This window comes from Pseudomonas sp. H3_C08 (genome assembly GCF_054669455.1).
Map to the genome: position 1 here is coordinate 3,094,213 of NZ_CP162803.1, position 25,689 is coordinate 3,119,901.

23 protein-coding genes are annotated in these 25,689 nt (G+C 53.5%); 14 read left to right on the forward strand and 9 right to left on the reverse strand.

Translation table 11 applies throughout. The annotated features are described in order from the left end of the window. Positions 1-85: 85 nt before the first annotated feature. Positions 86-1,357 (forward strand): V-type ATP synthase subunit I, encoded by a 1,272-nt coding sequence (locus tag AB4N74_RS14150; protein WP_093433803.1) that lies wholly within the window; start codon positions 86-88, stop codon positions 1,355-1,357. A 110-nt stretch (positions 1,358-1,467) separates the two neighbouring features. Beyond that, a complete protein-coding gene (locus AB4N74_RS14155) occupies positions 1,468-2,259 on the forward strand; it encodes a transporter substrate-binding domain-containing protein (RefSeq protein WP_460100880.1) in 792 nt (263 codons plus the stop codon). A 3-nt stretch (positions 2,260-2,262) separates the two neighbouring features. On the opposite strand, the gene AB4N74_RS14160 is transcribed toward AB4N74_RS14155, so the two are convergent. Next, positions 2,263-2,466 (reverse strand): hypothetical protein, encoded by a 204-nt coding sequence (locus AB4N74_RS14160; RefSeq protein ID WP_460100883.1) that lies wholly within the window; start codon positions 2,464-2,466, stop codon positions 2,263-2,265. 178 nt (positions 2,467-2,644) lie between these two features. On the opposite strand from AB4N74_RS14160, the gene AB4N74_RS14165 reads away from it, so the two are divergent. Next, on the forward strand, positions 2,645-3,013 hold the full coding sequence (locus AB4N74_RS14165) for a DUF7079 family protein (protein ID WP_286079696.1): 369 nt from the start codon (positions 2,645-2,647) through the stop codon (positions 3,011-3,013). Between the two features lie 77 nt (positions 3,014-3,090). Here the strand turns inward: AB4N74_RS14165 and AB4N74_RS14170 are convergent, their stop codons facing one another. Next, positions 3,091-3,591, reverse strand: a complete 501-nt coding sequence (locus AB4N74_RS14170) for an Lrp/AsnC family transcriptional regulator (protein ID WP_093433799.1) — start codon at positions 3,589-3,591, stop codon at positions 3,091-3,093. 119 nt (positions 3,592-3,710) lie between these two features. Here AB4N74_RS14170 and AB4N74_RS14175 point away from each other — a divergent pair, with 119 nt between their 5' ends. The 3 genes from AB4N74_RS14175 to AB4N74_RS14185 all read left to right on the forward strand — a co-directional run bounded on the left by AB4N74_RS14175 (position 3,711) and on the right by AB4N74_RS14185 (position 7,391). Next, positions 3,711-4,745: a histone deacetylase family protein gene (locus AB4N74_RS14175; protein ID WP_460100886.1), complete on the forward strand. Its 1,035-nt coding sequence runs from the start codon at positions 3,711-3,713 to the stop codon at positions 4,743-4,745. A 50-nt stretch (positions 4,746-4,795) separates the two neighbouring features. Continuing rightward, on the forward strand, positions 4,796-5,848 hold the full coding sequence (locus AB4N74_RS14180) for an ornithine cyclodeaminase (RefSeq protein ID WP_460100889.1): 1,053 nt from the start codon (positions 4,796-4,798) through the stop codon (positions 5,846-5,848). A 127-nt stretch (positions 5,849-5,975) separates the two neighbouring features. Continuing rightward, positions 5,976-7,391, forward strand: a complete 1,416-nt coding sequence (locus tag AB4N74_RS14185; RefSeq protein WP_460100892.1) for an amino acid permease — start codon at positions 5,976-5,978, stop codon at positions 7,389-7,391. Between the two features lie 44 nt (positions 7,392-7,435). Here the strand turns inward: AB4N74_RS14185 and lepB are convergent, their stop codons facing one another. Continuing rightward, the gene (gene lepB, locus AB4N74_RS14190) at positions 7,436-8,233 is read right to left on the reverse strand and encodes a signal peptidase I (RefSeq protein ID WP_093433792.1); all 798 of its coding nucleotides are present in this window, start codon (positions 8,231-8,233) and stop codon (positions 7,436-7,438) included. Positions 8,234-8,314: 81 nt separating this feature from the next. Beyond that, positions 8,315-8,722 (reverse strand): hypothetical protein, encoded by a 408-nt coding sequence (locus AB4N74_RS14195; RefSeq protein WP_460100895.1) that lies wholly within the window; start codon positions 8,720-8,722, stop codon positions 8,315-8,317. A 211-nt stretch (positions 8,723-8,933) separates the two neighbouring features. On the opposite strand from AB4N74_RS14195, the gene AB4N74_RS14200 reads away from it, so the two are divergent. Further along, positions 8,934-10,117, forward strand: a protein-coding gene (locus AB4N74_RS14200) for an IS3 family transposase (protein WP_286079780.1) whose coding sequence is annotated in 2 segments (ribosomal slippage) — positions 8,934-9,198 and positions 9,198-10,117 — 1,185 coding nt in all. Because the reading frame shifts where the segments join, the coding sequence is not laid out codon by codon here. Between the two features lie 11 nt (positions 10,118-10,128). Here the strand turns inward: AB4N74_RS14200 and AB4N74_RS14205 are convergent. After that, positions 10,129-10,491, reverse strand: a complete 363-nt coding sequence (locus AB4N74_RS14205; protein WP_460100898.1) for a DUF6124 family protein — start codon at positions 10,489-10,491, stop codon at positions 10,129-10,131. Between the two features lie 541 nt (positions 10,492-11,032). Between AB4N74_RS14205 and AB4N74_RS14210 the strand changes: the two genes are divergently transcribed. From AB4N74_RS14210 to AB4N74_RS14225, 4 genes are all read left to right on the forward strand, one after another. Continuing rightward, a complete protein-coding gene (locus AB4N74_RS14210) occupies positions 11,033-13,120 on the forward strand; it encodes a DUF262 domain-containing protein (RefSeq protein ID WP_460100901.1) in 2,088 nt (695 codons plus the stop codon). A gap of 249 nt (positions 13,121-13,369) precedes the next feature. Further along, positions 13,370-14,791 (forward strand): hypothetical protein, encoded by a 1,422-nt coding sequence (locus tag AB4N74_RS14215; protein ID WP_460100904.1) that lies wholly within the window; start codon positions 13,370-13,372, stop codon positions 14,789-14,791. Between the two features lie 283 nt (positions 14,792-15,074). Next, a complete protein-coding gene (dusA, locus tag AB4N74_RS14220; protein ID WP_460100906.1) occupies positions 15,075-16,070 on the forward strand; it encodes a tRNA dihydrouridine(20/20a) synthase DusA in 996 nt (331 codons plus the stop codon). Between the two features lie 27 nt (positions 16,071-16,097). Continuing rightward, positions 16,098-16,517, forward strand: coding sequence for a DUF2388 domain-containing protein (locus tag AB4N74_RS14225; RefSeq protein ID WP_460100908.1), 420 nt, complete (start codon positions 16,098-16,100; stop codon positions 16,515-16,517). On the opposite strand, the gene AB4N74_RS14230 is transcribed toward AB4N74_RS14225, so the two are convergent. Then, the gene (locus AB4N74_RS14230; RefSeq protein ID WP_099756770.1) at positions 16,518-17,351 is read right to left on the reverse strand and encodes an undecaprenyl-diphosphate phosphatase; all 834 of its coding nucleotides are present in this window, start codon (positions 17,349-17,351) and stop codon (positions 16,518-16,520) included. 505 nt (positions 17,352-17,856) lie between these two features. Between AB4N74_RS14230 and AB4N74_RS14235 the strand changes: the two genes are divergently transcribed. From AB4N74_RS14235 to AB4N74_RS14245, 3 genes are all read left to right on the forward strand, one after another. Next, positions 17,857-18,597: a winged helix-turn-helix domain-containing protein gene (locus AB4N74_RS14235; RefSeq protein WP_186624444.1), complete on the forward strand. Its 741-nt coding sequence runs from the start codon at positions 17,857-17,859 to the stop codon at positions 18,595-18,597. Positions 18,598-18,876: 279 nt separating this feature from the next. Then, a complete protein-coding gene (locus AB4N74_RS14240; RefSeq protein WP_093433774.1) occupies positions 18,877-19,509 on the forward strand; it encodes a winged helix-turn-helix domain-containing protein in 633 nt (210 codons plus the stop codon). Positions 19,510-19,898: 389 nt separating this feature from the next. Beyond that, complete coding sequence (locus AB4N74_RS14245) at positions 19,899-21,293, forward strand: undecaprenyl-phosphate glucose phosphotransferase (RefSeq protein WP_186624445.1); 1,395 nt, start codon at positions 19,899-19,901, stop codon at positions 21,291-21,293. Between the two features lie 890 nt (positions 21,294-22,183). Here the strand turns inward: AB4N74_RS14245 and AB4N74_RS14250 are convergent. From AB4N74_RS14250 to AB4N74_RS14260, 3 genes are read right to left on the reverse strand one after another with little or no spacing between them, the layout of a single operon-like run. Next, positions 22,184-24,262, reverse strand: a complete 2,079-nt coding sequence (locus tag AB4N74_RS14250) for a YjbH domain-containing protein (RefSeq protein ID WP_116256603.1) — start codon at positions 24,260-24,262, stop codon at positions 22,184-22,186. Beyond that, positions 24,259-25,017: a capsule biosynthesis GfcC family protein gene (locus tag AB4N74_RS14255; protein ID WP_460101144.1), complete on the reverse strand. Its 759-nt coding sequence runs from the start codon at positions 25,015-25,017 to the stop codon at positions 24,259-24,261. Before AB4N74_RS14255 ends, AB4N74_RS14250 begins: the two co-directional genes overlap by 4 nt. Continuing rightward, on the reverse strand, positions 25,017-25,682 hold the full coding sequence (locus AB4N74_RS14260; RefSeq protein WP_034156404.1) for a YjbF family lipoprotein: 666 nt from the start codon (positions 25,680-25,682) through the stop codon (positions 25,017-25,019). Before AB4N74_RS14260 ends, AB4N74_RS14255 begins: the two co-directional genes overlap by 1 nt. Between the last annotated feature and the right edge of the window lie 7 nt (positions 25,683-25,689).

The window sequence follows — 25,689 nt, forward strand, 5'->3', positions numbered from 1 at the left end:
TTGCATTGAATGGCCGGATTTCTAAAGAAATCTGGCCATTTGTCGTTACAGAACCACCAATCAAACCCGATGGAATCTTGATCGCATGGATGCTTCGCCCGCACCAACGTTTACGCAGTTCTTCAAACGCAATTTCAAACGCGTTCTTGATTACTGGAGCCAGATCACCGTCACTCTGGGCTTTCTCGGCGCGGGGTTGGCAATCCTTGGGCTATACGTCTACACCCGGACAATTGGTCGTACTGACCTTTTCCTGGCAGGCAGCGATGCCAAGTCAGCCCTTGCTATCTGGCTGTTACTGATCGTGCTGATCATGGTGGGCTACCTCGGCGTACTCTCCGCCAGCGCATGGTTCTACGGAATCACCGTTTCGATGTTCGAAAAAGTGCCAAAAAGGCACAAACAAATCGCTGCCTTTTTGCTGCTTCCTATGTGTTTTGGCTTTGGTACCTTCATTTCTCTGCTTTTCAAGTTCCCGAACACATTCAGCGCCGCAGGTTCGATGCTGTTTGTTTTTTCCTTGACCCTGCTGGTCTACTTCGCACTTTTCCTGCTCAAACGCTTTCGAAAGATCTTCAACAAAAACACCCGGCGAATGGGTGGCTGGAAGAAAAACGGGTTCCGACTCTTGATCGGTAGCATGATCGGCTTTGCCGTTCTGTGTGCGTCCCTCCCCACATTGCTGATTATCTCGACCTACGTCGGCGAAGATAACGCGAAAGCGGTAGTGGTTGTCGGGGTGTTTTCCCTCGGCACACTCATTTTCAGTCTCCTCCCCGTTTTCATTTTTTACATCAGCAAAGGTCATGTCTTTGCGCGTATCGCTTATGGAATCGCAACAGCACTGGTTCTGTTCAGCGGGTTTCTTCTTTTATCGCCAGGTGCAATGCCAAGCATCACCTACGCGGCTGCTGGAAATCTGGCGATTCGTCAGCAGCCAGCGCGATTCATACTTGACGAAAACATCAGCCTGGACGATCTGGATAACAGACTGTGGCGAACCACACTCAATGAAAAACAAAAGATCGAAGTCACGGCGTTTCCATTGTTCACCTTTGGCGACATCTTGCTGTTGTGCAGCAGAGACCTGCAGCGTTTGAACCTCTATGAATTGCCTCGCTACACACACTTTTGCATCGCCACACGTAACAGCAAGGTCACTCAGAAACCGTTGCGTCCAGGGGTTGCGCCGCTACTCAGCTGGCAGCAGCGTGCTGAACACGTCGTTGGCTGGGATCACTTGCGCTCAGCCATTCTCAAGCCGATTCACCTATCGCCACAGGTCTTCCAACTGCAACGCCGCATTGAGCAATTGGCTGAACCTGTCAAAACTGTAATCCCCTACTCAGCCAACTGAAAGCTGGCGCTGGAGGCGTTGCCCGGTACGTTGAGTCCGGGCGCGGGATGACACCCGGGAAAGCCTTTCACTACACTGGGCCACCGTCCTTCTCAGAAGCCCCGATCGCAATGACAACATTAAAAAGCACGATGATCCTCTGCGGCCTGCTGACCCTGGCCGCCGGCGCCCATGCCGAGCAACCCCCTTCGCACCTCGACAGCATCCAGCAACAAGGCCAGTTGCGCGTCTGCACCACGGGCGACTACAAGCCCTACACCTTCAAACGCACCGACGGCGATTTCGAAGGCATCGACATCGCCATGGCCCGCTCGCTGGCCGACAGCCTCGGCGTCAAAGTCGAATGGGTGCAAACCACCTGGAAAACCCTGATGCCGGACATGCAGGCCGGTAAATGCGACATCGGCATGGGCGGCATCTCGGTGACGCTCGAACGGCAGAAAAAAGCCTACTTCAGCAACACCCTCGACACTGACGGCAAGATCCCGCTGGTACGTTGCGACGATGTCAGCAAGTACCAGACGGTGGAACAGATCAACCAGTCCGGCGTAAGACTGGTCGAACCCGCCGGCGGCACCAACGAAGCCTTCGTCCACGCCTTCCTGCCCCAGGCGCAACTGGCCCTGCACGACAACGTGACGATCTTCCAGCAACTGCTCGACAACCAGGCCGACGTGATGATCACCGACGCCTCGGAAGCGCTGTATCAGCAGAAACTCAAACCGGGCTTGTGCGCGGTGAATCCGCATCAGTACATGCAATATGGCGAGAAGGCTTACTTGCTGCCGCGCGATGACATCAGCTGGAAACTGTATGTCGATCAGTGGCTGCACTTGAGCAAAGTCACCGGCAAGTATCAACAAACGCTAAGCGAATGGATTGCCGTACCGGCCGCGCAGTAATCCTCAATCATCATGCAGCATGCCGGAGCTGTACTGATTGAGACTGCTGCCGATACTGTTGCCGCCGAACTTCAAGGTATTGGCGTTGCGCCCCTCCGGCGACTGACAGTCGCTGGAGAAACAACTGGTGGTGGTCAAACCACCCGCGCCGGAACAGGCACTCAACACCGATACTGCAGCAGCAATCAACAGCACTTTAAGGCGCATGGCACGTTTCCCCTCGGGATGAACAACGACGATCTTGTCTCAGCATCCTAGGCCTGCTTTGCACGCGGCAAGATGAAACTTTGCTGATCGACAGCGCGCGTTCAGAATCGACTAACCACCAGACAAGAACCGCCACGTGCAATCGGATCAGCGCAATTCAACGCCAGGAGGCCCAAGCTTGAGACGAGAACTGAGCCACGCCGATCTATACAAAATCCGCGCAGCCCTCTCCGATATTTTCGTCGACACCGGCGTCGATTACCCCTACATCGCCCAGCAAATCGAAGGCTATGATCCGGAACAGGTTAAAGACATTCTGTATGCCGAAGTTGCCGTCGTCTGCGCCTGGAACCTGGAATGTGTACTCCCGCCGATCTGGACAGGTTTCGAACCCGATGCGTTGAACAGGGACATCGAGCAAATGCTGCTCGCAAACACGAACAGCTGGATTCGGCGGCAACTGCATAACCTGCACACCGCGTGGTTGCGATTCAGCTATCGGGAAGTCTGGGCAGAGATTACCGCTCACTGCAAAGGCTGGAATTAATACAGCCCTGCGTGGCAATGGCACATCAACGACATACAACGCGTTGAAACTGAAAAGATGATTGCCCCTCTGTCCGTTCAGTCCTTTCCCGGTTTGGGTATCGCAATCCGGCTACCAGTCTTGACCTCGCGCAACGCCAGGCTGGACTGAATTGAGGCAATCCCCACCTGACGCCTGAGCACCTGCTCAATGAAATCGCTGTAGCTATCAAGATCCTCGGCCAACACCTGCAACACATAATCGGCATCGCCAGTAATTTTGTGACAGGCCACCACCTGCGGCAATTGCGCAATCACCGCCTCGAAGGCGTCCGGCGCGTGGTCGGCGTGGGTGGAAAAACGAATGTGCACGAACGCCATGATATCCAGCCCGAGCATTCGCCGATCAAGGTTGGCCTGATAGCCCTTGATGACCCCCGCCTCCTCCATGCGCTTGCGCCGCCGCCAGCACGGCGTAAGGCTCAGCGACAGCCGCTCGCTAAGTTCAGCGTTGGAAATGCTGGCGTCTTCCTGCAATAACTCAAGAATTGCCAGGTCGGTCTCGTCGAGGCTGATGCGTTTGGATATTTTTTTCTGCATGCCGCCATTCCTGAGTAAAAACGCCCGAATAATCGACCAAACCACGAAAACAAAGCAAAGAAAGCGCGGCCAAGCCGGAACAGAATATTTGCACAGGCCAACAATAACGGATGCGCAGAATGTTTACAGTTTTCAGTGATTCCCACCGTTTACACCACGGCACCGAATTGAAAGACGGCGTGCTCAAACCTTCTTTCGAGCAACCGAGTCGCGCCGACACCGTGCATAACCGCGTCAAACAGGTCGGCCTCGGGCAGATCGTCGAACCGCGCGCGTTTGATCGCTCGTGCTACGTCAACGCGCACAGCGAGCGCTACGTCAGTTTTCTGGAAAATGCCTGGAGCGAATGGCGCGCAACCGGTCGCACTCACGATGCCTTGCCGCTGGTATGGCCGGTGCGCGATCTGGCCGGCGAAGAGGTGCCGACCTTCATCGATGGCAAGCTCGGCTTCTATGCCATGGACGCCGGTTCGCCGATTACCGCGACGACTTGGCAAGCGGTGAAAACCAGCGCCGACATCGCCCTCACCGGCCTGGCCCTGCTCGATGAAGGCCACGACAGTGCCTTCGCCCTGTGCCGTCCGCCCGGCCATCACGCCGCGCGCGAATACATGGGCGGTTATTGCTACCTCAACAACGCCGCCATTGCCGCGCAACAAGCCATCACCCAGGGCGCCAAACGTGTCGCAGTGCTGGACGTCGATTTCCACCACGGCAACGGCACGCAGAACATTTTTTACCAGCGCAGCGACGTCATGTTCGTCTCGTTGCACGGCGAACCGGCGGTGTCCTATCCGTACTTCTCGGGCTACAGCCACGAAGTCGGCGCGGGTGTCGGCGAGGGTTACAACCTCAACTATCCCCTGCCGAAAAACACCACCTGGGAGAGCTATCGCAACGCCCTGCTCCACGCCTGCAAAAAGCTCCAGCAGTTCGCCCCTGAAGTGCTGGTGATTTCCCTCGGTGTCGACACGTTCAAGGACGACCCCATCAGCCACTTCCTGCTGGAAAGTGATGACTTCATTGGCATCGGTGAACTGATCGCCAGCGTCGGCTGCCCGACCCTGTTCGTCATGGAGGGCGGCTACATGGTCGATGAAATCGGCATCAATGCCGTCAACGTGCTGCACGGCTTCGAGAGCAAACGCAGCTGAGCCAGCCCGCGCTCTACAACCTTTCAATGACTGGATCGGAGAACAAGAACATGACGCTTTTTATTGATGTCGATGATGCTGCACGCCTGTTCACCCAAGTCGGTATCCGCTGCGCCATCCGCGAAATGGCCGGCTACATCGAAGCGGACTACGCACGCTGGGCGCAGTTTGATAAATCACCGCGCACGGCCAATCACTCGGCGGACGGCGTGATCGAGCTGATGCCCACCGACGACGGCCAGCAGTACTCGTTCAAATACGTGAATGGCCACCCGAACAACGGCCAGCAGAACTTGCTCACGGTCATGGCCTTCGGGCTTCTGGCTGATGTGCAGAGTGGCTATCCCACGCTGCTCAGCGAACTGACCTTGACCACCGCCGTGCGCACCGCAGCCACCTCGGCACTGGTCGCGAAGTCGCTGGCGCGCCAAGGTGCGACTTCGATGGCCCTGATCGGCAACGGTGCGCAAAGTGAATTTCAGGCACTGGCCTTTCATGAAATGTTGGGCATCAACGAAATCCGCATTTTCGATATCGATCGCGACGCTTCACTCAAGTTGAAGCACAACCTCGCGGCGTTCCCGGACATCGACGTGATTCTGGCCAGCTCGGTGAAGGACGCGGTCAAGGGTGCGGATATCGTCACCACGGTCACCGCCGACAAAGCCTACGCAACCATTCTGACCCCCGAAATGATCGAGTCCGGCATGCACATCAACGCGGTCGGCGGTGACTGCCCGGGTAAAACCGAACTGCACGCCGACATCCTGCGCAACGCCCGGGTCATCGTCGAGTTCGAACCGCAAACGCGCATTGAAGGCGACATTCAGCAACTGGCAGCCGATTCCCCGGTGATCGAATTTTTCCGGATTGTGCAGGGCGAAGTGGCCGGACGCGAAAACGATGCGCAGGTGACGGTCTTCGATTCGGTAGGTTTTGCTCTGGAAGACTTTTCCTCTCTGCGCTACCTGAATGACCTGGCTCAGGCACAGCAAATCGGCCAGCGCATCCACCTGGTGCCGACGCCGGCCAACATCAAAAACCTCTTCCAACTGCTCGATCCGCAACCGGCCAAAGCCTCGCGTCTGCGTACCGTCAGTTGATCGCTAACCGCCGCCCCCAAGCCACAGGGGGCGATTCACCTTGTGATCAGCCGCTGCACCTCTAACAAGAACGCTCGACACCTACTTTCTGCCAAAACTCAAAAACATAAAATCAAGAGGTTTTGCAATGAAATCGACCCCTTCCGGGCTGCCTGAACAGCCCGCGCTGCAGCGCACGCTCAGCAATCGTCACATCCAGTTAATGGCCATGGGCGGTGCCATCGGAACCGGCCTGTTCATGGGTTCCGGAAAGATCATCGCCCTCTCCGGGACGTCGATCATCCTCATCTACATGATCATCGGCCTGTTCGTGTTTTTCGTCATGCGCGCCATGGGCGAAATGCTCCTGTCCAACCTCAACTTCAAAACTTTTGCCGACTTCGCCGGTGCCTACCTCGGCCCACGCGCAGCGTTCTTTCTCGGCTGGTCGTACTGGCTGAGCTGGAGCGTGGCGGTGATCGGCGATGCCGTCGTGGTCGGCGGATTCTTCCAGTACTGGTTCCCCGACGTACCGGCGTGGATACCCGCCGTCGGCATGCTGGCGACCCTGTTCGCGCTAAACGTACTGACCGTCAGGCTGTTCGGTGAAGTGGAATTCTGGTTCGCGATCATCAAGATCATTGCCGTCGTGACCCTGATCGGCGTCAGCACCGTGCTGATCGCCAGCTCGTTCGTCTCGCCCAGCGGCGTCACCGCGTCCCTGAGTCACCTGGTGGACAAACAAGCGGCGTTCCCCAACGGCTTGTTCGGCTTCTTCGCCGGATTTCAAATGGCGATCTTCTCCTTCGCCGGCACCGAGCTGATCGGCACCGCCGCCGCCGAAACCCGCTCGCCGGAGAGGACTCTGCCCAAGGCAATCAACTCGATTCCGCTGCGGATCATCCTGTTCTACGTCCTCGCGCTGACCTGCATTATCGCCGTGACCTCGTGGCAGCAGGTTTCCCCGGTCAAAAGCCCCTTTGTCGAACTGTTCCTAGTCGCCGGATTTCCCGCAGCGGCCGGCATCGTCAACTTCGTGGTCCTGACCTCAGCGGCATCCTCGGCCAACAGCGGCGTGTTCTCATCGAGCCGCATGCTGTTCGGGCTGGCCAATCAGGACAACGCCCCCGACATATTCCGCCGACTGTCGAGCAACAGCGTGCCGCTGCTGAGCCTGGCGTTCACCACACTGTTGATGCTGGTCGGCGTGCTGGTGCTGTTCATCGTGCCGGAAGTCATGACCGCGTTCACCATCGTCTCCACCGTGTCGGCGATTCTGGTGATCTTCACCTGGTCGACCATTCTTGCGTCTTACATCGCCTACCGCAAAAAACGTCCGGATCTGCATGCGAAATCGGCTTACAAGATGCCCGGCGGCGTGCCGATGGCTTGGTTTTCGTTGGCGTTTTTGGGGTTTGTGCTGGGGCTGCTGGCGTTGCGGCCTGATACGCGGATTGCGTTGATGGTCATGCCAGGGTGGTTTGTCTGGTTGGCGATTGCTTACCAGTTGACGCGGTTGAGGAAGCCGAAATCTGCGGTTGAGTCGGCGAGTCAGTTTGGCTAGATCTGCAAGCGAAAGCCGTCACCTTAAGGTGACGGCTTTTGTTTTCACTGAAAGGCTGTGCCAATCCTCGACCGATCGGATGAGTACCAGATTCCGGTGACTTTACCGGTAATGTCTTCGAGTGCGACCTGGCCCATGAAGCGGCTGTCGTTACTGCTGTCGCGGTTATCACCGAGCAGATAAACATGATCTTTCTCGACCACCGTCGGCGGCGTTTGCAGATAACGAGGATTCTTCACGCGCTCTGGCGGTGCAAAGAACAGCCCCATGTTTTCGCCGTTGCGAATGACCTTACCATCAACAATCGACAAGGTATCGCCACCCACTGCCGCCACACGTTTGACCGCCTCCGTGCCGTTGTAGCGATAAGTCACAATGTCGCCCACCTGCGGCGCGTCGATGCGCATTTTGGTGACGATATAGTCACCGATCGAAAGGGTCGGAACCATCGAGCCAGAGGGGATGAAGTAAGTCTTGAACCCCAGCGTCGGGCCTCTCAATGGCCCCAAAAGAATCAGCGTGAGAATGACCAGCGCCACCACGTAAAGCACATGGAAACGGGTGCTGGGGCTGTTCACCGGATGGTCGTTTCTACGCACCGATATCGCAGCTGCCGTGGCCGAGCCGAGTTTCACCAGAACGATAAACGTAGCGAAGACATACAGGCCCACTGGCGTGGCAGGCACCCCGCAGACACCGAGTAAAATCACACCCAGATAAAGCAAAGCGGCAACACGCACCGCCCACTTCACCTGACCGGCGTACACCAGACCCCAGCCGGCCACCAGGCACGACATCACGAATGCTTGCAACGGCAGCTTTGGCTTATCAGGAGCAGACATAAATTCTCTTCACGTAAATAGCTGACAATCAAGCGCCCGGCCTATTGAGCCAATAGGGCGCTACGGGCAATGCAGAGGGGGTTATTTAGCAGAAAAATAACCGGTCGTACGCAATTGCAGGCTGTACACCCAGATACCAAACACCAGTGCATATTCTTTGAACATCGGCAGAGTCAGCAGATGCACAACCGAATCGCTGTTCATCTGCGACAGAGAAAAGGCAATCCCCAGAATCAACGCCAGAACAAAGCACAGCGAACTGACCTTCTTTCTCGCCAGCAACAGCAAGCCGCCGACAAACATCAACAATGCCACCACACAGACGTTCAACAACATCAAGAACGAAATATCCCCTTCCCGCGCTTGTTGAAACCCGTCATGAGCCACCCACAGGCCAGCCTGAATCAACACGACAAAGCAATAAAAAACGGCCATGAAGACAACGGCGGGACGTGTGTTGTACCAAGCTTGGGACGATGTAGCTTCCATGGTGCGGCGACTCCTGAGTAAAGGCGCGGAATGCTACTAAATGGCCATCACCGTGTCCATTTACTCACCCTCCTCTCGGCTGCTTTGCTTAACGCTAACAACCCCTCCGTGGCAACGGCTAAGCCGTTTGCCACAAAGGGGGCTGATTGCAGTGGTCTAATTTCCCCGGACACCCCGATAGGTGGAAAATACATCTATCGAGGAGTTATTCATGACTAAAAAACGCAGGGCATTCGACGACAGCTTCAAGCTGCAAGTCGTGAAGATGATCAAGGATCAGGGACTGACCGTTACGCAGGTTTGCCAGGATCTGAACATTGGTGAGACAGCCGTTCGACGCTGGGTTCAGCAATACGAGGCAGAGCAACTGGGACAGGCCGGAATCGGCAAGCCATTGACGGCGGAACAGCAGCGCATCCGGCAGTTGGAGCAGGAAAATCGGCAGCTCAAGATGGACAACGACATCTTAAAAAAGGCTACCGCCTTCTTTGCCCGCGAGCTGAAGTAACGTATCGACTGGTTCGGCAGCTGCAACAGAAGGCTTACTCAGTGGCACATGTCTGTCGGTTGCTGAGCATCAGTCGTTCGGGCTTCTATGAGTCTCAGAAGCGTGCTGATGCACCTGTTCGGCAGAGTTGTCCTGTTGTTGTGCAACTCAAGGCGTCTTTTACCGAGAGTGGAGGCTGCTACGGCAGCCGCCCTTTGCGCGACGCTTTGCGTGCCAAGGGCATGCTTGTCGGGCTGTATAAAATCCGTCGTTTGATGCGAGCTAATGGGCTGCGCTCGGCTTGGAAGCGCAAGTTTGTACACACGACCGATAGCAATCATGACCTGCCGATTGCAGAGAATGTACTGGGCAGAAAATTTGATCAAGTGGCGCCAAACAAGGCTTGGGTGGCTGACATCACCTATATCCGCACCCGCAGTGGCTGGCTGTATCTGGCCGTGGTATTGGACTTGTTTTCACGCAAGATAGTGGGCTGGTCGATGGCTCCGAATATGCCGGCAGAGCTGGTGTGCACCGCGATGCAACTGGCTATCGCGCAGCGTCAACCGCCGCCAGGCTTGATTGCCCACTCAGATCGGGGTAGCCAATATGCGAGTGCAACTTACAGAGAATTACTGGCAAGAAACGGCATGCAGCAGAGCATGAGCCGTAAAGGTAATTGCTGGGACAACGCAGTGATGGAGCGCTTCTTTTTGAGTTTGAAAATGGAGCGGGTATGGCGCCGTGACTACGCGAACCACGCTGAAGCAATCCGCGACATCACCGAGTACATCGTTGGGTTTTACAACAACGAACGGTTGCACTCGAAACTGGGATATCTGCCACCGACCGCTTACGAGCGGGCGATGGCGTCAAAACCACCTATCGAGGTGTCCGGAATTAGTTGACCACTGCAGATTTACACTTTCACCTCAACGTTATCCAACGCCTGATTCACCGCCAACTCCCCCAACATCACCACCTGCGCAATGCCGAGCGCGGTTTTGCGGTGTGAGGGGTCTAGTGCTGCGGCGAAGTTGTTGAGCATTTCCGAGGCGGAACTGAGAGTTTCGCTGGCATTGGCCAGTAGGGATTCCGAGTCGTATTTGGGGTTGGCGAGGTACATGCGCTCGGGCTCGTTGACGCTGGCCATGATGTGCCCGGCGGGAAGGAGGTAGTGATCGAGCGCGCGCTCAGCGGCTTCGTGGAGTTTTTTGGAGTTGAGGGATTCGTAGGGGGATGCGGGATCGGTTTCTGGTGGGTTGGGCGTTACTTTGAACATAGATGGAACTCCAGCACTAAAAAATGGGAGCCATCCACTCTCGCTACCAAACGAAGGGTGGTGACCATACACAGGTTGGTAGACCGGAGCACTGGAACCGGCGCTTCCGAAGAAGCCCTGAGCATGGCCACCATAATCCAGACGCAAGAATGCGACTGCATGGGGTGACGCGATGCATCAGTGCTGCGGGTCTACCAAACCCGATCACTGGATTTCAGTGACCCAGGAACGATAGAACCCGCTAGCTAGACGCACAAGCCGGCGGATTCTGTCTTAGGTGTAGGGGGAGGCGCAAGGAGGCGTAGGCTAAGGACTGCAAAAGCATGTTTTTTTACACACGCGAAGATTTTTTCGTTAGAAGAAACTCCTGCATAGGTTTCGCCTTTCCGTTCTGAAGCACTAAATTTTGTACTGGTATCGACTCGACGATAGCAGCCCAGCTACGATGATTTGCAATCAGAGTCCTGTACCTGATATTTCTGTAAAAAGCTTCGTAAAGAAATTGCTCTTAGGGTTCACCTTATAGATCCAAGGAAGAAAAATGCAGTCAGAGTTAAAGTCCCTATCAAAGATTTTTTCAGAGGTCATCTTTCGAATCCCTGACTATCAGCGGGGCTATTCTTGGGAAACAAAACACCTTAAAGACTTTTGGAACGATATTGAACAACTCCCGGATGACAAGAGTCATTACACGGGCGTATTGACGTTAGAACCGGTGAATCCCGAGAACTATAGAACTTGGGAGGATGACACTTGGATTATTGAGTCTAAGCACTACAGTCCAATGTATGTAGTTGATGGACAACAACGGTTAACGACTGCCATCATACTGCTTCAATGCATTCTAGAATCAATCGATGAAGCAGAACTTTTAAACTACACAGAAAAATCAGATATAAGGAAAAAATATATCTGCGAAATCAAAGGCAAAGGAATCTCAAGATCTTATATCTTTGGTTATGAAAAGGACAACCCAAGTCACGAATTCCTCAAGCAAGTGATATTCGGAGATTCTTCCATCAATCACTCAACAGCGGAAGAAACTATATATACAAAAAACCTAAAGTCCGCTAAAGATTTTTTTTCAGAAAAGGTAAAAGATCTTTCCAAGGATGATCTAGAGTACATTTTCACAACTCTTACACAGCACCTACAATTTAATATATTTTACATTGAAAAAGACCTGGACGTTTTTGTAACTTTTGAAACCATGAACAACAGGGGCAAACCCTTATCTCATCTCGAACTGCTAAAAAACCGACTTATTTACTTATCTACCAAGTTCGACGTCGAGACATCAGAAAGCGTCCAATTACGAAAAGCTGTAAACGAAAGCTGGAAATCAATCTATCACTACCTTGGAAAGATGAACAAAAGCGAACTTGATGATGATTTTTTAAGAACGCATTTTATTTGCTATTTCAGTGAACTACTTGAAGATAAATTTAAAAACCCTTTTCAGACTCGCCGATATTTCAGCTATGGCGATGATTACAAGGATTACCTATTAGATGATTTCTTCACTCCAAAAAGGCTAAAAATTGAAACAAAGGAAGAAACCGAAGCAGTTGATTTACCTGCCATAGAACTGAGGCCATTAGATATAGAAACAGTTTTCGACTATTCGCAGAGCATTAAATGCTTGGTAAAAACTTACTATCATACGGCTCATCCAGCAGAAGGAGACTGGGCTGATACTGAGAAAGAAAAACTTAGCCAAATTAACAGACAGGGTAATGGAGATATTTTCAAGCTCTGCGTTGCCGTCCTGCATATGTTCGATCATGGTACTGCGCGTGAAGGTGCACTGAGCGCCATTGAGAGGTTCGGCTTTCTAACTAAGTTACGTTCATATTATTTCGACATCAGCATAACGGAGTTAACAGGCAAAGTTTTCGCTGGAAAATTAGATATAGAAGAACTCACAAAGATACTTACAGAGCCGTCAGATAAGTTCTCAAAATCCAAGGACTTTCATGATTCAATAAGAACCCTTGGAAAAAACCTGAATAGCGGATACTACAGCTGGAAACAACTTCGTTACTTCATGTTCGAATACGAACAACACTTGCGACAAGCATCAAAAACAACAAGACAGCTCTTAAAGTGGTCTGATGATGTGAGCCGAGAACACTATAGCAAAGATCACAAAACCATAGAGCACATCTACCCTCAGAAGGCAAACTCTGGTTACTGGACCCAGGCAATAACTGGACGTGGCTATTCGATTAAAGAAAGGAATATGCTCAAAAATTCGATAGGAAATTTACTGCCTGTATCTCATGCAAAGAATGCATCCCTGAGCAATAAATCATTTGAAGAAAAAAAAGGTTCTGAGAGCAATCAAGTTGGATATCGTTACGGATGCCTCTCTGAAATACAAGTTTCTGCATGCAAAGAGTGGACAGGTGTCGAGATCCTGAGGCGCGGAATCTATCTCTTAGACTTTCTTGAACGCAGATGGAGCCTTAAGATTGGTGACGCGTCGAAAAAAGCTGACGTATTGGGATTGAAGTTCGTTTTATCGTATGAAAAAACTGATATCAATTCTGTGGTAAATCAAAAGATGCCCGTGCCCTCGGCCCCAGACGAACGGATAGAGGAACGCGCAGATCAGATTGAATTCTAATGTTTGACAATATGAGGGCTGGATCACCTGATTTTGTCCTTTGTGTTGCACAAAAAGTGACCAGAAGAGTTGTCAAAAAAAACGACACTTGAAATGACGATAAAGAGACCGATGAACGGGATAGATTTATTTAATACCAAGCTTCCATCTTTCCAAATAAATCCACTAACTTTTTTTGTTAAAAATAAATCTATCACTTTTTTGCCGGCCCTTTTTACCTCTGTGGAAATCTTCAGGAGAACTTAATCAATGGAATACATGTATCGATTTAGATCAGTTGATAGACTAATGGGAAAAAACGGAGAAGAGGGTGAGTTAGAAGGCCAATACATTTTTTTTGCATCGCCAGAACAACTCAATGATCCGATGGAAGGATACAAGGATGTTTATTTTCAAGGCGACTCGGTAATATGGATAAATTTAATTAAGCATTACATACGGTGCTTAATTGATAGTTGCATGATATACCTTATTTCACCTGATGAAATTCCAAGCGCCAAAATTGGTGTATTCGCCTCTGCATTACATTCAAACGACAAGCTCAATTCAATCAACATTACCATATACAACCATTTAATCACTGAGCCGGCGCTAGGAAAATTCATCTCAAACATGGCAGTAAAAAGAAAAGTTCGACGTTGGGAGTTGTGTGCCTATTTACAAACAATTCACACACATCTGCTCGGTGTAATATTCAACACCTTTTATGATGTCAAGATAACCCCTGTAAAGTTTTCATACTTTATGTTCGGCGAGTCGGAAAGACTCGAAATGATTAACCGTGCCGCCGACGCACTTATAGATTCTGACGAGTTGACGGCCGATCAAGAGGCTAGTTTCCAGAAAAGCTTTCAGAAAACTAATGAAAAAAAACTATTAACCCAACTGCGGACGGAAGGCAAAGGAAAAGATTTTTGGTTTTTTTTGTTGTTTGATTATCCAGAAGTTTTTTGCAAGGACATCGAACGATTGGTGTATCCAGAATGGTATATAGCTTGCTTCATGTCTAGCTGCGCGGATTCAGCCATATGGGGAAGCTATGGGGGACACCACAAAGACGTGTGTTTAAAATACAAAGTCAATAAAAACGAAGGCCAAAGCACCTTAAAGCTTAAAGCTCCCAACGGACAAAACTCTAGCGGAGTTACATGGGGAACAATCGATTTTACTTTCCATGAGGTCTCCTACGAAAATTCGTTTGTGGACATTGATTTCTTTAGATCCATGGGCCACTTGTCTGTTCCCAATTTATCTCGCACATGGTTTATCGGAGAAGATCAGGTTAGGAGCATATGTGCTGAAGACATGTTTAGAGATGAAAACTTATGGAGAGATAATTATTGGAAAAACTTCTATCATTCGGTAACTGTAAAACTACAAGCATGGGACAGGGAGAAAGAATCAAGGCTGATTCTCACATCACCAATCAACAATCTGGAGGACGTAAGCATGAGAAAACTTAAATATGACTTTAGTTCTCTCGAGGGTATAATCTTTGGGATCAACACCTCAACTAAAGATAAAATAAAAATCATAAAAAAGGTTAGCGAGATTTGCGGAGATCTCAAAAGAGAGGAATTTAGTTTCTACCAAGCTAGATATGACAAGTATTCTAGAGAAATAATTTACGACAAACTTGAATCAATCTCACCTAAATCAGCATGCACTTAACCCCAGAATCTTCACCATAACAGAATATCAAACTTGGATATCTAAGAGCTTAGCTAACCCATAATCCACATGCAATCTACTCTTCAAAAAAATCATTTTTATAGATAAGGGGATAAGAAAAAACAAGGAGTGAGCTGAGGAAGGGGATGCCTTTATTTACATCTTATTCTTTTCCTTACAGTGTTAATGAACTCCTCCCCCAATTGACCTCCCGAATCCCCGCCCCACCCCAATCCTGTTAAACTCACCCACCTCCCAGCCCCACCCCAATCCAGAACCGCCAATGTCCCCTATCACCGCCACACCCGCTCCACTCTCCCGCCGCTTCTCCGTCGCCCCCATGATGGATTGGACTGACCGCCATTGCCGTTTCTTCCTACGCCTCCTGTCGAAGAACGCCCTTCTCTACACCGAAATGGTCACCACAGGCGCGCTGCTCAACGGCGATCACGAGCGTTTCCTCCGTCACAACGAAGCCGAGCACCCTCTCGCGTTGCAGTTAGGCGGTAGCGTCCCGTTGGATCTGGCAGCCTGCGCGCGCATGGCCCAGGATCATGGCTACGACGAAGTGAACCTGAACGTCGGCTGCCCCAGCGATCGCGTGCAGAACAACATGATCGGCGCGTGCCTGATGGGTCATCCGCAACTGGTGGCGGATTGTGTGAAGGCAATGCAAGACGCGGTGTCGATTCCAGTGACGGTGAAGCACCGCATCGGCATCAACGGTCGGGACAGTTACGCGGAGCTGTGTGATTTCGTCGGCACCGTGCGCGATGCCGGGTGCACCAGTTTTACCGTGCATGCGCGGATTGCGATTCTGGAGGGGTTGTCGCCGAAGGAGAATCGTGACATTCCGCCGTTGCGCTATGACGTGGCGGCGCAGTTGAAGGCGGATTTTCCGGCGTTGGAGATTGTGCTGAATGGCGGGATCAAGACGATGGAGGCTTGCCATGAGCATTTGCAGACGTTCGACGGTGTGATGTTGGGGCGTGAGGCTTATCACAATCCGTATTTGCTGGCAGAGGTGGATCAGCAGTTGTTTGGCAGTTCGGCGCCGGTGATCAGTCGGGCTGAGGCGTTGGCGCAGTTGCGTCCTTATATAGCCGAGCATTTGCTCGCCGGTGGTGCGATGCATCACATCACCCGGCATGTGCTGGGGTTGGGCACAGGGTTCCCGGGGGCACGGAAATTCCGTCAGTTGTTGTCGGTGGATATTCACAAGGCCAAGGATCCGCTAGCGTTGCTGGATCAGGCGGCTGAGTTGCTTGAAGGTCGTTGATTGAAGTTTTGAGTGTGCGGGTGACGCATGAGCGTTGCCCGGTGTTTTGTTGTACTGACAGGATGTCTTTTGTTTATGCCCGCGTTTACTTTTTCTGCTTTCAAGCGCTTCACCCTCCTCGCCTTGTTCAGCTTCACTTCCGACGTTTATGCGCACTGCGATGGCTTTTGCATGGGCCGTACCGATACGCCGTGGGAGGTGACGCAGATTTCCGGGCTCACCTTGGTGTCTTTATTTCTCGCACCTTTTTCGGCTAGCCAGGAAACGACCGACAGTCACAAGCGTGTTTACTCCGCCGAGGAGCAGGAAGACGCGCGACTCTATCTGGCCAGCGACGGCATGCTGCAGGCCGCGTATTTCACCTCGGCCTTGCAGCGCTTTCGCCAGGAGTCGGCGGATTCGGCGTTAAACGATCTCGCCGTTGCGGCGTTGATCAGCGCTCAGTGATCAGGCGGCCGCCGCTGCTGTCCAGTTCACCCAACCAAACAGCCACGTTGCCAGAATCAACAAACCAAACGCGATCCGGTACCAGGCGAACGCGGCGTAGCTGTGGTTGGCGATAAACTTGAGCAAGCCGCGCACGGCGATCATGGCGAAGATAAACGCGGTGACGAAGCCGAGGGCGAAGACTGGCAGGTCGTTGGGCTGGAACAGGTCGCGGTATTTGTAGCCGGAGTACACGGCGGCGCCGACCATGGTGGGCATAGCGAGGAAGAACGAGAACTCGGTGGCGGCTTTGCGTGACAGGCCGAAGAGCAGACCGCCGATGATGGTCGAGCCGGAGCGCGAGGTGCCTGGAATCATCGCCAGGCATTGTACGAAACCGACTTTCAGTGCGTGGGACCAGCGCATGTCGTCGACGTGTTCGACACTGATCACATGGCTGCGCTGTTCGGCCCACAACATGATGATGCCGCCGACGACCAGTGCCACGGCGACGGTGATCGGGTTAAACAGGTATTCGTGGATCGCGTCGGCGAACAACACGCCCAAGACCACGGCGGGCAGAAAGGCGATTAGCAAGTTGAGGGTGAAGCGTTGTGCATTACGTTCGGTGGGCAGGCCTTTGATGATGTCGAAGATCTTCGGTCGAAACTCCCAGACGACGGCAAGAATGGCACCCAGTTGAATAATGATGTTGAAGGCCATGGCGCGTTCGCCGCCGAATTCCAGCAAGTCGGCGACGATGATCTGGTGGCCGGTACTCGAGATCGGCAGGAACTCGGTCAGGCCTTCTACCGCACCTAATATCAACACCTGGAAAAGGGTCCAGAAATCCATTAATCCTCCGTCAGAGCGCTCATGGCGAGCGACCGGGTAATAACACTCAGGGGTTGAGTATCTGCAGTGAGACCATTGACATACATAAACGCAAAAGTTCATCAGCCACAAAGATTACGTCTTATTAAAAGACACACTCAAGCCATGTTAGTAATCGTCGGCCGACGAACTACGCAGAAAATATTTAGGCCTTTTTGCAGAAAAAAGTTGCTCTGACAAAAAAGTGTGATCAATATCACATTATTCTAGGATGGCCAGACAGTGGCAATTGGACACGGATAAGGCTATCGCAATAAGCTCAAAATAGTGGCACCATTGCATATCGCCACCATCTAAGCAGTAGTTCACCCCTCCGAGAAAATCAACTAAAAGCTTGAAAAGCTTAATTATTGTTAGAAAACTCGCGAGCCACGTCTAAAAATCGCGTGAATGTTACCAATTGTCAGTCACAGATGAGAACCGGTGCTTTAACATCCCGATGTCAGCACTTAATTCGAGTCAATGCATGATGCTCTCAGCGAACTTAGCGACTAGAAGCCCGCGCCCGACAAACGACGAACCTGGTGTTCTTACTCTGGGTCGTACCCGTGGCGTGGCTGAACATTTCAAAGCGCTAGTCGCCCAGCATATACGTACCGATATGGCGCTCGAAGCCAGCGCGTACACTAGTTCATATCAGTTGAATGAACAGTCTGGTTCGTATCGAGCGATCTTCCTGATTATCGACAGCCCTCAGGCGCTCGAAGACAATCTTGCCCTGGTCGAGAACCTGCGCAGCGACAACTTGAAACCGATCATTTGCGCGGTCATCACCGGTCGCGGCGCCTTCAACAAGATCAAATATTATCTGGCTGGCGCGGATGTTTGTATCAAGCTCAATACCCTTTCCGACGATGGCGCCGAGTTGCTGGGCGAGTTCTTCAACAGCGAAGAATGGCAACGCGATATCGATCTGACGCTTGATCCGACGCGTATCTGCCTGATGGGCACCAGCAAGAAACTCGATATCTCGTTTGCCGAAATGAAGATCCTCGAAGCCTTCGCGCAAACCAGTAATCACATTCTGAGCCATGATGAAATCGCCAGCATCATGGGCCTCAACACCAATTTCTACGACCCTCGAGCGCTGGAGAAGTCAATCAGTCGCTTGCGTGGAAAAATCAAGGACATGTATGGTACAAACGCGATTCAGAGCATTCGCGGCTATGGCTATCGCCTGCTGCGGGGTCTGATATCGACTGCCTGACTCTCGGGCAGCCATCCCATTTGCATACGTACGAAGGATCGTCTAATGCAACCATATAGCTTCCGTTCTGCTTCACGCCTGTTTGAAATCAAGCAATTGAATGAGCGCGACAACACGCCCCATAACAATAAAACTCCATAACATAGCAGCAGATCGAGTGGAATTTATCGAGGGCCAATCTTGGGCCCAGACCCTGCCTATCGATTACTTCCGAGGAAGTCATTGCTCGCCTGCCGATTTATCTTTTAGCCAATTTTGGTATGTATTCAGGAGAGAGACATGGAAACTAGTACAACCCTCCCAAGGAAATATTTTGTTGTCGTGACTCACAGTACAACGTCGCAACGCGAACTGGAGAGCATGCTGTCCAGTGAACGTTTCAATTCGTTTGAAGGGGTTGATTCGCCCTCTTCCGCTCCAATGGTGATGGAGTTCACATATCCAGGCATCAGTCGAAAAAATATCCCGCGCAGTATCGAACACGATACTCAGCGAATAGTGGCCACGCTCGAGTCCGAATGGCGCGCCGCGCAATCGGCTAATCCTTTCCAGAATGTCCCGGTCATTACCGGGGAATCCCGCAACATGCCACCTGCCGTTGAAGGTGATATGCCCGGCAATGAAACCTGGCATCTCGACCCGGCTCAGGGTGCACTGGTCAAAGAAGATGTCGAAATCAGCCTGACTGGCCTGGAAACAGCACTGGTCAGAAAAATGCTCAGCCATGAAGAGCGTGTTGTCAGTCGTGACGAGCTGATTCTCAGCATCGGTCGAGAACCGGAACAATATCGCGGCCTGGAAATGTGCTTGAGTCGCCTGCAAGACAAATTCAAAAGCGCCAGTAATGGTGAGCGACTGTTTCGTGCTGTCAGAAACCGCGGCTATTGCCTGATTCAGGAAGTCGTCGCGTAACCCGCAAGACCTCCACGAACAGAACAAACAGAAAAAGTGCGATTACAAAAACAACAAGAGCACTCTGTTTGGCTTGGTCTTCCTCCCTGAAGTAAATATTCCCTGCCTCCACCCTCCAACAGTAACAAATACAACACACTTTATTCACCCCTCGCTCCACGACCTTTTCTAACACCCTTCTATTTAATTATTAAAAAGTTGGCACTGTGCCATCTTGTTAGAACTCGTCAGACACCATTCCAGCCAATAACTTAGTCTATTGACTGACGACAGTTCGGCATATCGATGTTGTTACCTCAGGACACTCGTTAAAACAAAAACAATAAGTCTGCATAACAACTCGGTTTTCAACTGTTGAAACCTGAATGGACGTCTTTTGGGGATACCGTATGGATCTTTCTTTAAGTATCAATCGAAGCACAGGCCTCAAGGGACTGACCTTTTGGGGCCAATGGGCGCTGGCACAAGGCTTTGTGGTGACGCTGCTGTTCATACTCGCCGAGCAGCACACCGGGACGGTCGCGTTCTACTACCGGATGTGTGCAACCCTGGCGGTACTGGCGTCGGTGCCGGCGTATACGTTTAGCGGTGTTTATCGCAAGCGTGACAACTACCTGACCGGGCTCGGTCGGCTGTTCATGGGTTGGTCGATGACCATGGCGGCGCTGGCGTGCATCGCTTTTGTCTGCCAGGCCGATGAGCTGTTTTCGCGGCAGGTGATTCTGAGCTGGGCGGTGTATGGCTTCCTCGGCCAGGCGTTTCTCTACGCGCCGCTGCATGCGTTTTCCAAGTACTACCAGCGTTCGCGTAAAAGCGAACACAAAACGCTGATCGTCGGCACCGGCGAACTGGCGTTGGGTCTGGCGAAGAAGCTCAGCCAACTGGAAAACCTGCCGCTGGTAGGTTTGGTCAGCAATGGCGATGTGTCTGCACTGGGTTCGGATGCACCGCGTGTGGTCGGCGATCAGGAACAGTTGCTGGAGCTGATCGAAACCCATGATATCCGCCGCTTGTACATCACCCTGCCGCTGTGCGAAGCCGCGAAAATCGAAGCGATTTATGGCGATTTGCTCGGCGCCAACGTCGACGTGGTGTGGGTGCCGGACTTGAACAGTCTGACGCTGCTCAATCACTCGGTGAAGGTTGTGGATGGCCTGCCGGCGATCTACTTGAACGAAAGCCCGCTGACCAGTCGCCCTACCGCTGCCTTGAGCAAGAGTCTGGTAGAAAAAACCGTGGCGTTTCTGGCGATCATCGCGCTGAGCCCGATCCTGCTGATCATTGCGCTGGCGGTGAAGATCAACTCGCCAGGCCCGGTGTTTTTCAAACAGGATCGCCATGGCTGGAACGGCAAGGTGATCAAAGTCTGGAAGTTCCGCTCGATGCGTGTTCACGATGACCGTGACGTGAAGCAGGCCAGCCGTAATGACTCGCGCATTACCGCAGTCGGCCGCTTTATTCGCCGCACTTCGCTGGACGAACTGCCGCAACTGTTCAACGTGTTGCAGGGGCACATGGCCCTGGTCGGCCCACGCCCTCACGCCGTCGCGCACAACAACTACTACTCGGGGAAAATCCTCGCGTACATGGCGCGCCACCGGATTAAACCGGGGATCACCGGGCTGGCCCAGATCAGCGGCTGCCGGGGTGAGACGGACACCATCGACAAAATGCAGAGGCGTGTCGAGATTGATCTGCAGTACATCAACAGCTGGTCGTTGTGGCTGGATCTGAAGATCCTGGTGAAAACACCGTTTACGTTGCTGTCGAAGGATATTTACTGAGGTTCGAAGCTAATTACCGCAAGGGGACGAAAGTCCCCTTTTTTGTGCGTGGGATTTGGGAACGAGAGTGCATTGTGGAGGGATGCAAAAACCTGTGGGAGCGAGCCTGCTCGCGAAAGCGGTGGGTCAGGCAACATTGATGTTGGATGTGCTGACGTCTTCGCGAGCAAGCTCGCTCCCACAGGGATTTGGGATGGCATCGGAATTTTGGGCGTGACAGATAACCAATGTAGGAGTGAGCCTGCTCGCGATGGCGGTGGGTCAGGTAACGGGGATGCTGACTGTGCTGACGCCTTCGCGAGCAAGCTCGCTCCCACAGGGATTTGGGATGGCATCGGAATTTTGGGCGTGACAGATAACCAATGTAGGAGTGAGCCTGCTCGCGATGGCGGTGGGTCAGGTAACGGGGATGCTGACTGTGCTGACGCCTTCGCGAGCAAGCTCGCTCCCACAGGGGATTTGTGGTTGGCTTGGGATTTGTGGCGTGACAAATAACCAATGTGGGAGTGAGCTTGCTCGCGATGGCGGTGGGTCAGGCAACGGGGATGTCGACTGAACGAACGCTATCGCGAGCAGGCTCACTCCTACAGGGCATTTGTGGTTGGCTTGGGATTTGTGGCGTGATGAAAATCCAATGTGGGAGCGAGCTTGCTCGCGAAAGCGGCGGGTCAGGCAACATTGATGCTGGATGTGCTGACGTCTTCGCGAGCAAGCTCGCTCCCACAGGGGGCTTGTGGTTGGCTTGGGATTTGTGGCGTGACAAATAGCCAATGTGGGAGCGAGCCTGCTCGCGAAAGCGGTGGGTCAGGCAACATTGATGTTGGATGTGCTGACGCCTTCGCGAGCAAGCTCGCTCCCACAGGTTTCAGAGGCGCTTCGGAAATCTGCGCTTACTCTGTGATCTTCTCGAAATTCCGATAAAACATGTCCCCTTCGCGGCTATCGGTCATCGAGTGCAGTTGATAACTGCGGCTGAGTCGCGCACCACCGTCACGGGTCAGCGGCGCCCAGACCAGGTTGGCGCGGCGCATGGTCGACATGCTCATCATTTCGTCGAACGGGATCGACAGGTAGATGCCTTTGTCGAAACTACCTTCGCCATACTCGGCACTGCCCGCCGTGGTGATCGTCGCCCACGCACCAAAGCGCACGCCATTGAAAAACTCGCGCGAGATGTCCAGCGTACCGCCCCAGTCTCCGGCCAGATAACGCCCGACGCTCACCGCCGCCAGCGTATCGAACGGTAAATCGGTATACGCCGTGACATGCCCGGTCACCACCGAGTAATCACGCAGGGCAAAACCCTGATCGAAATCGCGCTGCCGCACCCAGTTCAGATCCGCGCCCACCGACCAGCGCTCACCGGTCGGGCGGAACAACACCTCACCGCCGACACCGGCAAACATCGACTCCAGATAACCGCCATAGACCATGCCGTACCAGTCTTTATCCAACTGCTCGGCATGACTCACCTGAAACAACGGCATGGTCGTGTTGGACGTGGTCAGGTACTGACGCAAATCCGTGCGCACACGCGGCAAACCGCTCGGCGCGTCGTAGGTGAACTTGTCGAAGTTGTTGGCCAGGTTGGCACTGAGCAACCCGCTCCACCAGGTGTTGCGGTTGAAGCGGTATTCAGCGTCGGCATCGGCGCTCAATTGATAGAGCAATCCGTCCGGACCACCAACGTTCTGTTTGAAGCCCAACCCCACGCCATAGCTGAAATGCTGCGGCGCTTCGGTGTAGAGGGTCTTCTCGTTGTGTGGCATCGCCGGGTTGATCTCGGTGGTGCGGTGCAGCGACTCTAGTGGCTCTTCGTTGTTGATCACTTCGCGGAAGGTCTGGCGCGGCACGCTGGTTTCTTCCAGCGGCAAGTCGTAGCGCTTGTTGACCACGGTGAACCAGTCGATGTCGTCGTTGACGCTGTTGTCGAGAATCCGGCTCGCCCGCCCGACAGCCTTGGACGAATGGAAGTAACGCTGCTGCTCGCCATAGACGATCAGCTCGGAATCACGCTGCGTGATGCGCTCGACCTTGTAGCCGGCATTTTGCTGCAAGCGTTGCGAAACGTTGGCCCAGTTGACCTGATCCATCGCCGTGTTCGGTGCCTTCGCCGGCAGCGGTTCCGGGGTCGGATCGTAAGTCTTCGCCGGAGCCTTGCGGCTGACGAAATTGGTGTGAAAGGTCACGCCGAACATCGCCGTATTACCGCGCTCCCACGCCGCGCTGACATCGACCGAATCGGTCACCTTGAATACCGCGCCAAGGTTAATCGGCGAGTCCTGTTTGATCTCGTTGTCCTTCGGTTCGTTTTTGTAATCGTTGCCTTCGTATTCGAGTTTCAGGCTGAGACGATCCCAAGGCGTCTGATAGCTCACGCCACCGAAGAACGACGGCCGGCCACGAAAGTACGAGCCGGAGTTGACGTCACCGGTGCCTTCCAGGGCCGGACGGGTATCGAAGCGATCGCTGACGTAGCCCAACGGGTTGTCCATGTCGCCGCGATTACCGAGGTAACCCCAGGCAATCCCGGCACTGAAATCGAAGTTGTCGTAGCGTTTGTTGGCGACGAAAAATTCGCTGGAGAACAAACCGGTACCACCGATATCTCGGAAGCCCAGCGCCACATCGGGTAGCCAGTGACTCTCCTGCCACAGCCGGACTTTGACGTCGACCGCCTTGTCCTTATAGCTTTGACTACCGCTGAGGGCCTCCGAGCCGTATGGCCGGTTGGTGATCGCGGTGTAGCGAAACGAGCCTTCGAGCCAGTCCAGCGGCTGCAGCGAAACGCTATAGCGGCTGTACGGTTCGGTGCGGTTGGCGTTGACGCTCAACTCGCCGGCCGGGGCCATGCGCGCCGTCGGCGTCTGCAACAGCCCGGTGCCACCGAAATCATTCTGGGTAATGCGCGGTTCGGCATGAGCCAGACCGCAGGGCAATAACAACACAGCTGCAAAACGTAACTTCAACGAACCACCTCGGCCAGCTGCGTGGCAATGAATTCGGCCAACTGCTGATTCAGTTCAGGAAGAGGCGGATCAAGATCGTCATTTTTCACCGGCACCAGAATCTTGCTGCCGGCCACCGGAAACTGCCCGGACTCACGATTCCAGTGGGCGATGCCGACACGCCGCGAGACGCCGTTGGGCTGGATCAGCCACAGGTAATCGGCTTCGGCATCGCTCAGGATCGAACAGCCTTGCAGGTATTCACGGGCCTCCTGCAACGGCTGATACGGCAAGTGGCACGGCTCGGCGACGGCACCGAGCACTTGCACTTCGTCGACGCGTTTCGGGTAGATCAGACGATCACCGTCATCGAGGCGAATGTTGCGCGCGAAGCCGACTTCCAATGCAACCGGATCAAGATCGGCGATCTGCCGCCCCGTTACCGGCATCTGCCGCACTTCTTCGGCAATGCGCTGCGCCAGTGCCGCCCGACTCGGCCGGTCGAACAGCATCGACATGCGTTGCAGCACATCCAGATCAAACAACACACCGACCTTGAGCCGTGTCTGCGCCTCAATCAGCGACTGCCGCAGCAACCCGCCCGCCAGCCAATAGCCTTCGGCATTCGGCACGGCTTCGCTGATCACATCGAGCAAGCGCCCACCCGGTGGCAACGCGACCGGCCCGGGATTGGCGACATCGCCCGACACCGTGACAGCCGCCTGACTCACGCTCGCGACTAGCAACAAGCTCGCCGACAACATTTTCAGGCGCATCACGGCAGGTGCCTGCGATCAGGGGTCAGTTGCACAACCTTGACGCGCAACTGCGACGTCAGTTGCTGCTCGCTCTGCAAAATGAACCCGTCGCGCGGGTCGACCCAGTAACGATTGGTCGCGCTCAGGCCAATGGCCGGGGCGTCAATGTGTTCATCGACACGCAGCACGGTGTATTCCTTGTCGAGAATCTTCAGGGTCTGTTCCGAGCGGCGGGAGAAGCGGCTGTTGACGATCACCCCGACTTCCTGACCTTTGTAGAGGTCGATCCAGCGCCGCGTGGTGAACCCGTCGGCAACGTGATGCAGGCCCTGTTTGAAGGGCGAGTCGTCGGCCAGCCGCGTGCCATCGAGATCGCCTTCCAGACCCAGGCCAATGGAGCGCACGGCAAGGCCATTGCGCAGCAGCAGAACCTGTTTGCCCGAGGCGACCCAGAACTGCAGGTCTTCACGCTCGCGCACCAGCGCCAGCACCCCGGAGCCGGAAGGCGTGGTCAGTTTCATTTGCGGATAGTTGACCCCCGCCACTTCGGCCGCCGACACATCGACCTCATCCGGGCCGACGACTGCGGCCTTGAGGTTATTTAACGAAGCGCTCATCAGCGGGTTACAGCCGCACAGCAACGAGGCCGCCATCAGGCACAGGCCAACTTTCAAAATGTTCAAAGTCGGA

What these genes read in the sequence shown, in the direction of transcription:
- AB4N74_RS14255 (WP_460101144.1), bottom strand. Translation starts at nt 25,017, where the DNA reads ATGCGCCTGAAAATGTTGTCGGCGAGCTTGTTGCTAGTCGCGAGCGTG.
- AB4N74_RS14225 (WP_460100908.1), top strand. Translation starts at nt 16,098, where the DNA reads ATGAGCGTTGCCCGGTGTTTTGTTGTACTGACAGGATGTCTTTTGTTT.
- AB4N74_RS14230 (WP_099756770.1), bottom strand. Translation starts at nt 17,351, where the DNA reads ATGGATTTCTGGACCCTTTTCCAGGTGTTGATATTAGGTGCGGTAGAA.
- AB4N74_RS14240 (WP_093433774.1), top strand. Translation starts at nt 18,877, where the DNA reads ATGGAAACTAGTACAACCCTCCCAAGGAAATATTTTGTTGTCGTGACT.
- AB4N74_RS14175 (WP_460100886.1), top strand. Translation starts at nt 3,711, where the DNA reads ATGTTTACAGTTTTCAGTGATTCCCACCGTTTACACCACGGCACCGAA.
- AB4N74_RS14170 (WP_093433799.1), bottom strand. Translation starts at nt 3,591, where the DNA reads ATGCAGAAAAAAATATCCAAACGCATCAGCCTCGACGAGACCGACCTG.
- AB4N74_RS14160 (WP_460100883.1), bottom strand. Translation starts at nt 2,466, where the DNA reads ATGCGCCTTAAAGTGCTGTTGATTGCTGCTGCAGTATCGGTGTTGAGT.
- AB4N74_RS14185 (WP_460100892.1), top strand. Translation starts at nt 5,976, where the DNA reads ATGAAATCGACCCCTTCCGGGCTGCCTGAACAGCCCGCGCTGCAGCGC.
- lepB (WP_093433792.1), bottom strand. Translation starts at nt 8,233, where the DNA reads ATGTCTGCTCCTGATAAGCCAAAGCTGCCGTTGCAAGCATTCGTGATG.
- AB4N74_RS14195 (WP_460100895.1), bottom strand. Translation starts at nt 8,722, where the DNA reads ATGGAAGCTACATCGTCCCAAGCTTGGTACAACACACGTCCCGCCGTT.
- AB4N74_RS14215 (WP_460100904.1), top strand. Translation starts at nt 13,370, where the DNA reads ATGGAATACATGTATCGATTTAGATCAGTTGATAGACTAATGGGAAAA.
- AB4N74_RS14210 (WP_460100901.1), top strand. Translation starts at nt 11,033, where the DNA reads ATGCAGTCAGAGTTAAAGTCCCTATCAAAGATTTTTTCAGAGGTCATC.
- AB4N74_RS14155 (WP_460100880.1), top strand. Translation starts at nt 1,468, where the DNA reads ATGACAACATTAAAAAGCACGATGATCCTCTGCGGCCTGCTGACCCTG.
- dusA (WP_460100906.1), top strand. Translation starts at nt 15,075, where the DNA reads ATGTCCCCTATCACCGCCACACCCGCTCCACTCTCCCGCCGCTTCTCC.
- AB4N74_RS14150 (WP_093433803.1), top strand. Translation starts at nt 86, where the DNA reads ATGGATGCTTCGCCCGCACCAACGTTTACGCAGTTCTTCAAACGCAAT.
- AB4N74_RS14205 (WP_460100898.1), bottom strand. Translation starts at nt 10,491, where the DNA reads ATGTTCAAAGTAACGCCCAACCCACCAGAAACCGATCCCGCATCCCCC.
- AB4N74_RS14180 (WP_460100889.1), top strand. Translation starts at nt 4,796, where the DNA reads ATGACGCTTTTTATTGATGTCGATGATGCTGCACGCCTGTTCACCCAA.
- AB4N74_RS14245 (WP_186624445.1), top strand. Translation starts at nt 19,899, where the DNA reads ATGGATCTTTCTTTAAGTATCAATCGAAGCACAGGCCTCAAGGGACTG.
- AB4N74_RS14235 (WP_186624444.1), top strand. Translation starts at nt 17,857, where the DNA reads ATGATGCTCTCAGCGAACTTAGCGACTAGAAGCCCGCGCCCGACAAAC.